The organism is Luteibacter sp. (genome assembly GCF_051958795.1).
In the GTDB taxonomy this organism is placed as follows: Bacteria; Pseudomonadota; Gammaproteobacteria; order Xanthomonadales; family Rhodanobacteraceae; genus Luteibacter.
In genome coordinates, this window is sequence record NZ_JBQCFT010000190.1 from 1 (window position 1) to 9,095 (window position 9,095).

Annotated in this window: 8 protein-coding genes; 4 read left to right on the forward strand and 4 right to left on the reverse strand. The window is 66.2% G+C overall.

What is annotated here, in order from left to right:
- Positions 1-149: 149 nt before the first annotated feature.
- The 4 genes from ACTHLF_RS09685 to ACTHLF_RS09700 form a co-directional block, all read right to left on the reverse strand.
- On the reverse strand, positions 150-917 hold the full coding sequence (locus ACTHLF_RS09685) for a DeoR/GlpR family DNA-binding transcription regulator (protein ID WP_440326952.1): 768 nt from the start codon (positions 915-917) through the stop codon (positions 150-152).
- Positions 914-1,534 carry an HAD family hydrolase gene (locus ACTHLF_RS09690; protein WP_440326954.1) on the reverse strand — a complete coding sequence of 207 codons (621 nt, stop codon included), beginning with the start codon at positions 1,532-1,534 and terminating at the stop codon, positions 914-916. The genes ACTHLF_RS09685 and ACTHLF_RS09690 overlap by 4 nt, the downstream gene beginning before the upstream one ends.
- A gap of 15 nt (positions 1,535-1,549) precedes the next feature.
- Complete coding sequence (locus tag ACTHLF_RS09695) at positions 1,550-2,671, reverse strand: MFS transporter (RefSeq protein WP_440326956.1); 1,122 nt, start codon at positions 2,669-2,671, stop codon at positions 1,550-1,552.
- A 76-nt stretch (positions 2,672-2,747) separates the two neighbouring features.
- Entirely contained in the window at positions 2,748-3,044 is a 297-nt protein-coding gene (locus ACTHLF_RS09700) for a hypothetical protein (protein ID WP_440326958.1), read from the reverse strand.
- A 197-nt stretch (positions 3,045-3,241) separates the two neighbouring features.
- On the opposite strand from ACTHLF_RS09700, the gene lexA reads away from it, so the two are divergent.
- The 4 genes from lexA to ACTHLF_RS09720 form a co-directional block, all read left to right on the forward strand.
- Positions 3,242-3,868: a transcriptional repressor LexA gene (lexA, locus tag ACTHLF_RS09705; RefSeq protein ID WP_440326960.1), complete on the forward strand. Its 627-nt coding sequence runs from the start codon at positions 3,242-3,244 to the stop codon at positions 3,866-3,868.
- Positions 3,869-3,871: 3 nt separating this feature from the next.
- Positions 3,872-4,510: a translesion DNA synthesis-associated protein ImuA gene (imuA, locus tag ACTHLF_RS09710; protein ID WP_440326962.1), complete on the forward strand. Its 639-nt coding sequence runs from the start codon at positions 3,872-3,874 to the stop codon at positions 4,508-4,510.
- Positions 4,511-4,583: 73 nt separating this feature from the next.
- The gene (locus ACTHLF_RS09715; protein WP_440326964.1) at positions 4,584-5,993 is read left to right on the forward strand and encodes a Y-family DNA polymerase; all 1,410 of its coding nucleotides are present in this window, start codon (positions 4,584-4,586) and stop codon (positions 5,991-5,993) included.
- A partial coding sequence (locus tag ACTHLF_RS09720; RefSeq protein WP_440326965.1) for an error-prone DNA polymerase occupies positions 5,977-9,095 on the forward strand: 3,119 nt, incomplete at its 3' end. The genes ACTHLF_RS09715 and ACTHLF_RS09720, both read left to right, overlap by 17 nt.

Genomic DNA, 9,095 nt, shown 5'->3' on the forward strand with positions numbered 1-9,095 from the left:
CCGGCCGCGCCGCGCGCCACCACCCCGGGGGCAAAACCGCGCGGGGGGCGCCCCACCCCCAATATTTTTTTGGGCGTGCGGGCGGGTGCGGGGGGTCGGAGCCGGCCCCACACCCCCCGCCCGCCCCCCCCCCGCTCCCACAGGCTTCTTTATAGGTGTACAGCCACCCCTGCGGCTTTGTAGGCGTCGATCGTGGCCTGGTCGGTATCCGCCGCCACCACAAGGTGGGTGATCGCCGTGATCGGCGCCGTGTGATGCGTCGCCGATGCCACCAGTTTGTCGGGCGTGGCGATCGCCACGGTTTCGCCGCTGGCTTCGATGATCGCCTGCTTGAACATCGTTTCTTCTTCATCGATCGTCCACAACCCGCTGCGCGGATCGATCGCGCAGACACCGGGGAAGCAGAAATCCGCGCGGATATCCTGCGCCTGGCGCAGCGTCCGGGAGCCGATGGCGCCACCGATGCGCGGGTCGACTTTTCCCCCAAGCAACACCACATCGAAGCCCGGGCGGCCCAGTACGGCCAGCGCCACATCGGGCGCATTCGTCACCACGGTAAGGCCACGATGATCCGGCAACGCCTTCGCCAGCGCCGTATTGGTGGAGCCGGCGTCGAGGAACAGGATCTGCCCTTCCCCGACCAGCGATGCCGCTACCCGACCAAGCTGGCGCTTCAACTCCACGCGCTCGTTATGCCGCTCGCCCAGCGGTGCCACGTGCGGCGCCAGCAAGGCGCCACCGTAGACGCGACGGCACAGGCCCTGCGAAGCGAGGTCGCGCAGGTCGCGGCGGATCGAATCCTCCGACACCCTGAACTCCTGGGCGAGTTCGGCGGCGACCACCTTGCCCTGCCGCTGCAGGCGCTCGAGGATCAGCTGCTGGCGCTCACGCGGCAGCGTGGTATCCGGCAGGGTCATTTCGGCAGGAAACCCAGGGCAACCAGTTCCGCACGCAGCTGCGCGGGCGAATGGAAATGGATGCCATGGATACCGAGGGCCTCCGCCGCATCGACGTTCGCCTTGTTGTCGTCGATGAACACCGCACGCTTCGGGTCGATGTCGTAGCGCTCAAGCAAGGTCTCGTACAACTTCGGGTCCGGCTTGATCATGCCTTCGTCGCCCGAGACCACGATCCCGTCGAACCAGTTGAAGAAGTCGTAACGCGCGCGGGCGATGGGGAAGGTTTCACCGGACCAGTTGGTGAGCCCGTATAACGGATGCCCGGCCTTCTTCAGGTCGTGCAGGATCGTGATGCTGTCGTCGATGGGCCCTTTCAGGGTCTCTTCCCAGCGCTCGTGGAAGGCGGTGATAAGGTCGACCTGGCTCGGGTGTGCTTCGCTCAGTTCAGCCACCGCCTCGGCCCACGGCCGCCCGGCGTCCTGGCGCAGGTTCCATTCCGGCGTGGTGACTTCGGCGAGGAAGCGCTCCATGCCGGCCTCGTCGTCGCCGAACAGCTTGCGGTAGAGATGGCGGGGATTCCAGTCGACGATGACGCCACCGAAATCGAAGATCACTACGTCTCGCTTCGCATACATAGGGAAAGCTCCGGATCAGCGGCGCGCGATGGACGCGCAGAGGGAAACAACGACGAGCAGCCCGGCAACGCCGGTCAGCGCGATGGAAAGCGTACTGAGGTGGGCCACGAAACCGATACCGGCGGGGCCTGCCAGCATGCCGGCATAACCCAGCGCGGTGACGATCGCGATGGCGACGCCAGGCGAAGCACCACCCAGCCGGCCGGCCGCGCTGAACAGCACCGGCACGATGTTGGATGCACCGATACCTACCAGTACGAAGCCGAACAGTGCGGCCGGCCCCCAGGGGATCAGCGTGGCGGCGAGGAACCCCGCCGCGGCGATAATGCTGCCGCCCCGCACGATGGCGACAGGACCCACATGCGCCGTGATGCGATCGCCCATGAGCCGGCATACCGCCATGGCGATGGAGAACGCCGCGTAACCCAGGCCGGCCGACGAGGCATCGAAACCCCGTGAGAAGCGCAGGAACACGGCGCTCCAGTCAAGCATGGAGCCTTCGGCCAGGAAGACCACCATGCAAAGGAAGCCGAGCAGGAATACAGCGCCGCCTGGCATGCGGAACGGCGCGTGCGCATCGGCGTGGGCTTCTTCGTGGCGCACGAGGAAATGCCGCCACTGCGTCGCGACGATGACGAGCAAGGCGACCGATACGGCAATGGCGCTGCCCGTGAGCGGTGCACCTGCCTTGAGCAAGGCAGCCATGCCGGCGGAACCCACGAGGCCACCGACACTGAAGAGGCCATGGAAGCCAGACATCATCGGCTTGCCGCGTAGCTTCTCCACATCCACGGCGTGGGCGTTCATCGAGACATCGACGACACCCAGGGCCGCACCGAAGAATAAAAGCGCACCCGCCAGTGCCCATGCATCCGGCGCCAGGGTAAGGAGCGGCAGCGCCAGGCACACCAACAGGCCGCTGACACCGATGACATCGCGATTGCCGAAACGATGGGTGAGGAAGCCGGCCAGTGGCATGGCAGCCGCCGCACCACAGCCCATGCAGAGGAGCACGAGGCCCAGCGTGCCGTCATCGAGGCCGAGGCGAGCCTTGGCGTACGGCACCATCGGTGCCCAGCTGGCCATGCCGACGCCGGACAGGAGGAAGATCAGCCGGGTGGCTCGAGTGGGATTCATGCACATTCCATGGGGAGGGGAATGCGCACAATTTACGCAATCGTGCACAAACGTGCAAGACATGCAGAATCGTGCATCAGATCCAGTGGAAACCCTTGGCCATCATGCCGGCGAGACCGAGACCGAAGGTGATGAAAGAGCCCAGCAGGAATCGGAAATCGACCCGAAGCTCACGGATTTCCCCACGGAGTTCATTGCGGGTATCCCGCAGTTCAAGGCGAAGGTTGCGGATATCGTCTCGGATGTAATCCATACCGGTTTCAAGCCTGCTGACACGTACTTCAAGGTCGACATACTGGCTACGGGCAGCGGCGGCGGCAACTTCGCTGGTAAGACCAGGTGTCGCCGGAACATCGTAGGCCAGGGCGTTCATGGGTGAAGGGGCTCCCTAAGTGATGGATGACCCTAGGATTACTTGTTCGGGACCCTCGTGCGATTGGTTGCCGCCCAGCTCTTCGCGTAGGAAAACCCTTTCAACCTCAGTGCCTTTGTAAGCTTTCTTCACCTGAGAATCCCCGCAAGGCAACGTGCCACTTGCACCCCGGCCCCGGCTTATGTACAAATGTACACATGACGACGCCGAACCTCACCGAGCGACAGCAGAAGACCCTGGACTTCCTGCGGGAGTACCTGCAGACCCAGGGCCTGCCGCCTACCCTGCGCGAGATCGCGGATGCCCTGGGCTTCCCGAGCCACAGCTCCGCGCAGGCCTGCGTGGAGTCGCTGGTGCGCAAGGGTGTGCTGGAGCGCTCGCCACAGCATCGTGGCCTGCGCCTGCCGTCGGGTAACGCCGCGGCCATCCGCGCCGCCCTGCTCCACGAGCTGCCGCTCATCGGCCGCGTCGCCGCCGGCTCGCCCATCCTCGCCGAGGAAAACATCGAATCCCAGCTGGAGATCGATCCGGCCATGTTCCACCCCCGCGCGGATTACCTCCTGCGCGTGGTGGGCATGAGCATGCGCGATGTCGGCATCCTCGATGGCGATCTCCTCGCCGTGCACCGTACCGCCACCGCCAATGACGGCCAGATCGTGGTGGCCCGCCTGGATGACGAGGTCACGGTGAAGCGCCTGAAGCACGAGCGCAACCGCCTCCTCCTGCTTCCTGAAAACCCGGACTTCCAGCCCATCGAAGTCGACCCCCGCCGCCACGCCTTCGCTATCGAAGGTCGCTACGTCGGCATCATCCGCAGGACCTGAGCCATGAATGCTGCCATCGCCTCTGCTTCGCACAACCTGGCCCAGGTCCTGGACCATCCCGGTATCTGGCGCCGTTCCGCCGACCGGCAGCCGCGCGTACGCGCGCTGCCCACCGGGTGGACCTCGCTCGATACCCGCCTGCCGGGTGGCGGCTGGCCGCAGGGCGCCGTCAGCGAGATCCTTTTCGAACACGATGGCCTGGGTGAGCTCGATCTGGTGATGCCGGCGCTCGCCGCGCTCACCCAGGAACACCGCCGGGTCATCTTCATCGCACCGCCGTACCAGCCCTATGCACCGGCGCTTGCCGCCGCGGGTGTCGACCTGCGCTTCCTGCATGAAATCCACGCCGGTTCGACCGAGGCCGCGTGGAGCATGGAACAGTGCCTGCGCTCCGGTTGCTGCGGCGCCGTCGTCGGCTGGCTGCCGGATATCGATTACCGCAGCCTGCGCCGCCTGCAGCTGGCCGCCGAAAGCGGCGATGCCTGCGCCATGGTGTTCCGTTCCGCCGAGCACGCCGCGCAGAACAGCCCGGCGGCACTCCGTCTCAAGGTCAGCAACAGCGACGAGGCCACCTATGTGGATGTCCTCAAGTCGCGCGGCTTGCTGACCACCACCGCTCCGCTGCTCCGCATGCGGGCCTGAGGTCAGTCCGGCATGGTGTTGTCCTCATCCGCCGCCATGCCGGACGCCTCTTTTTTGCCCCGTTACCGCAGCCATGCTTTGGGCCTGTCTCCGTTTTCCTGGCCTGGCGTTCTCCGCCGCCTTCGCCGCGATACCGGAGGCAGGCCCCTCTGCACTACTCGACAGCCACGCCCGCCAGCGGCTGATCGCCACCGCCAACGATGAAGCGCGCGCCCTCGGCATACGCCGTGGGCAAAGCGTGGCCGCCGCGCGAGCGTTATGTCCCGCGCTGGAAGTCCGCCCGCGCGATCGCGATGCCGAGCAACGCCTGCTCGGTGAACTCGCCGCCTGGTGCTACCAGTTCAGTGGGCATGTCAGCCTGGTGCCACCCAACGCCATCCTCATGGAGGTAGGCGCGAGCCTGCGCCTGTTCGATGGCTGGCCTGTGCTGGCCGAGCGCGTGAGCGCCGGGCTGCGTGAGCAAGGCCACGCACACACTTTGGCCGCCACCCCGTTCGCCTCTGCCTCGTGGGTCTTCGCCGCCACCGCCGATGGCATGGTGCTGCCCACGCGTGAGGGCGTCATCCGCATGCTCGGTGCGCTGCCACTCACGCAAAGTGGCCTGCCTTCCACGGCGGTCACCGCGCTGCATGCCATGGGCTTTCGCCGGCTCGACGATATCTTCCGCCTGCCACGTCCCGAACTGACCCGACGTATCGGCAAGGCCGGCGTGAACTGGCTCGATCGCATCCGCGGGCAGGCTTCGGATGCCCTGCCCGCCTGGCACCCCCCGGCCAACTTCCAGCAGAAGATCGAATTCGATGCCGAGCTGGATGGCAGCCAGCCGTTGCTGTTCCCGTTGCGCCGGCTCACCCGCGCCCTGGCCAACCTGCTGGCGGCGCGCGATGGCGGCGTGCAACGTTTCACGCTCACGCTCGAACATGCGCGGGGCGAAACCACGCGCATCATGGTAGCCATGGCCGCCCCCCAGCGCGATGCCGAGCGCCTGTTCGAACTGGCCCGCACACGCCTGGAACGTGCCACGCTGCCCGCGCCGGCACGCGCGATCGAACTGCACGCCGATGAGCTGCCCGTCTTCCGGCCCCCGCTGCGCGACCTGTTCGAACCCATCCGTGGCGATGGCCTCGACTGGCCCACGCTGGATGAACGCCTGCGCGCCCGCCTGGGCGATGCCGCCCTGCGCCAGCTCACGGTGGTGAACGACCACCGCCCCGAGCGCGCCTCGCGTTACGGCACGCCTTCCGCCACCGTCAGCCTGCCGCGTGGGCGGCGCCCGCTATGGCTGCTGCCCAGGCCCATGCCCATGCGTCCCGAGCCGGCGGCGGTACTGGCCGGGCCGGAACGCATCGAAAGCGGCTGGTGGGATGGCGCCGATACGCGGCGCGACTATTACATCGTGCGCACGGTGCATGGCCAGCAGGCGTGGGCTTACCTGCCGCCAGGCACGCTGGATGGGTGGATGCTGCATGGCTGGTTTGCCTGACCCGGCGGCGAACGACGGCGATGTCGAGTTCCCCGCCTACGCCGAACTGCCTGCGCTGAGCGACTTCCGTTTCCAGCGTGGCGCATCGAGCGCGCGCGAACTGTTCGAGCGGGCGAAGGAGCTTGGCTATAGCGCGCTCGCCATCACCGACGAGTGCTCACTGTCGGGCATCGTGCGTGCGCTCGAGGCCTCGCTGGAAATGGAGTTGCCGCTCATCGTGGGCAGCGAGTTCCGGCTTGCCGACGGCACCGTGCTCGTGCTGCTGGTGGAAAACCAGGCCGGCTACACCGAACTCTGCCGGCTGATCACAGTGGGCCGCCGGCGCGCCCGCAAGGGCCACTACGAACTGCATCGCAGCGATATGGAAGCCCTGGGCGAAGGCCTGTGCCTGCTATGGGCACCCGGCCCCTGGCAGGCCACGCCCGCCACCACCCACGACGAGCGCGCCGCCTGGGTGGCAACGCATTTCCCCGGGCGCGCGTGGCTGGCCGTGGAACTGCACCGCGGCCAGCACGATCTTGCCGAACTGGCCGCGCTGCGCGACCTTGCCGCGCGCCACGCCTTGCCTTGCGTCGCGGCAGGTGATGTCCACATGCACCTGCGCCGTCGACGCGCCCTGCAGGATGTCATGACCGCCATCCGCGTGAATCGCCCGCTGGCCGACGCGGGCACTGCCCTGTTCCCGAACGGCGAGCGCCACCTGCGCCGTCGCGAAACGCTGGAGCGCATCTATCCCCGCGACCTGCTCGAGGCAACCCGGGTAGTGGCTGCGCGCTGCACCGGTTTCGATATCCGCGGCATCAATTATGTGTACCCACGCGAACTGGTACCCGAAGGCATGGATGCCACGGGCTATCTGCGCCAGCTTACCTGGGAAGGCGTCACCACGCGCTGGCCTGGCGGGATCGACGATGAACTGCGCGGGCGCATCGAAAAGGAGCTCACCCTCGTCGCCACGATGAAGTACGAAGCCTTCTTCCTCACCGTGCACGATATCGTTCGCTTCGCCCGTTCACAGGGCATCCTTTGCCAGGGCCGCGGCTCGGCGGCCAACTCCGTGGTGTGTTTCTGCCTGGGCATCACCGAAGTGAATCCCGAACAGATCAGCACGCTGTTCGAACGCTTTATTTCGATCGAGCGTGACGAGCCACCGGATATCGACGTGGATTTCGAACACGAGCGGCGCGAAGGAGTACTGCAATACGTGTTCAACAAATACGGACGTGAACGCGCCGCGCTGGCCGCCACGGTCATCAGCTACCGGCGCAAGAGCGCCGCGCGCGATATCGGGCGGGCCCTGGGCCTTTCCGAAGACCAGCTCGACCAGCTGAGCCGCGCCTATTCGCATGCCCACGGCGAAGTACCCATCACCGTGCGCCTCGCCGAGTACGGCTTTGACATCGCCAGCCGGACCATCCGCCAGCTGGTCGTACTGGTCGAGGAACTCAACGGCATGCCCCGGCACCTCTCCCAGCATGTCGGCGGCTTCGTCATTTCCGATACGCCCCTGCATCATCTTGTGCCGGTGGAAAACGCGGCCATGGATGAGCGCACCATCATCCAGTGGGACAAGGATGACCTGGAAACCATGAAGCTGCTGAAGGTGGATTGCCTGGCGCTGGGCATGCTCACCTGCATGCAGAAAGCCATGGACCTGCTACGCGAGCATGGCATCAGGGATTACCCGCGGCTGGCGGATATCCCCATGGACGACGGCCCTACTTACGCGATGATCCAGGCGGCCGATACCGTCGGCGTGTTCCAGATCGAATCGCGCGCGCAGATGTCGATGCTGCCGCGCCTGAAACCCGCGCGCTATTACGACCTGGTGATCCAGGTGGCGATCGTCCGCCCCGGCCCCATCCAGGGTGGCATGGTGCATCCGTACCTCCAGCGTCGGAAACTGCCGCCGGAAGAGATCACCTACGAACACGGCGTGCGGCCCGTGCTGGAACGCACGCTCGGCGTCCCGATCTTCCAGGAGCAGGTGATGCATATCCTGCAGGTGGTGGCGGATTTCTCGCCGGGCGAATCGGATGAACTCCGCCGTTCCATGGCCGCATGGAAACGCCGTGGCGGCCTGCAGAAATTCGAGCCAAAGATCCGCCGTAACATGTCGAAGAACGGCTACACCGCGGAGTTCACCCAGCAGATCATCGACCAGATCCAGGGCTTCGGCAGCTATGGCTTCCCCGAATCGCACGCGGCGGGCTTTGCCCTTATCGCCTACGCATCCTCCTATCTGAAATGCCATTACCCGGAGGTATTCACCTGTGCGCTGCTCAACAGCCAGCCGATGGGTTTTTATGCTCCCGCACAACTGGTGGCCGACGTGCGCCGCCATGGCGTTGAGGTACGGCCACCGGATGTGACCGCCAGCGCCTGGGATTGCACGCTCGAGCCGCTGGCGAACAAACCCCGCGCGTTTGCCTTGCGGCTGGGGCTGCGCATGATCGGCGGGTTGTCGTCCGACCTTGGCGCGCGCATTGCCACCGCACGTGGCGACGCGCCGTTGCGTGACCTGGCCGACCTAGCCCAACGCGCACAACTCAACCGCTTCGAGCGCGAGCGCCTGGCCGATGCCGGCGCATTGCGTACGCTAAGCGGGCACCGCCATCGTGCGCGCTGGGAAAGCGCCGGCATCGAACGCACCCTGCCCCTGCTCGATGCCGTGCGGGAGGAACGTACGACGCTACGCCCACCCACGCACGCCGAAAACGTTTTCGCCGATTACGCCACGCACGGGCTTTCACTGAGCGGGCATCCGCTGTCGCTGGTTCGCAAGAACTTGCTGTCGCGCCGCGTGCGCCGCGCGCGTGACCTGGAAACGGCACGGAACGGTGCGTGGTTACGCCATGCTGGCCTGGTCACCGTGCGCCAGCGCCCGCAAACCGCCAGCGGCATCACCTTCGTCACGCTCGAGGATGAAACCGGCCAGGTCAACGTGATCGTCCGCCCGAAGGTGGCCGAGGCGTGCCGACAGGCCTTGCTGGATGCGGTCTTGCTGGCCGTGGATGGGCAAGGCCAATCCATCGAGGGCGTGCGCCACCTCGTGGCGCACCGGCTGCTCGATTTCAGTGACCTGCTGCCCGCTTTTGGATC

Bases quoted from the DNA above. Each gene is read 5' to 3' on its own strand.
- ACTHLF_RS09690 (WP_440326954.1), bottom strand. From the start codon at position 1,534: ATGTATGCGAAGCGAGACGTAGTGATCTTCGATTTCGGTGGCGTCATC.
- lexA (WP_440326960.1), top strand. From the start codon at position 3,242: ATGACGACGCCGAACCTCACCGAGCGACAGCAGAAGACCCTGGACTTC.
- ACTHLF_RS09715 (WP_440326964.1), top strand. From the start codon at position 4,584: ATGCTTTGGGCCTGTCTCCGTTTTCCTGGCCTGGCGTTCTCCGCCGCC.
- imuA (WP_440326962.1), top strand. From the start codon at position 3,872: ATGAATGCTGCCATCGCCTCTGCTTCGCACAACCTGGCCCAGGTCCTG.
- ACTHLF_RS09685 (WP_440326952.1), bottom strand. From the start codon at position 917: ATGACCCTGCCGGATACCACGCTGCCGCGTGAGCGCCAGCAGCTGATC.
- ACTHLF_RS09700 (WP_440326958.1), bottom strand. From the start codon at position 3,044: ATGAACGCCCTGGCCTACGATGTTCCGGCGACACCTGGTCTTACCAGC.
- ACTHLF_RS09695 (WP_440326956.1), bottom strand. From the start codon at position 2,671: ATGAATCCCACTCGAGCCACCCGGCTGATCTTCCTCCTGTCCGGCGTC.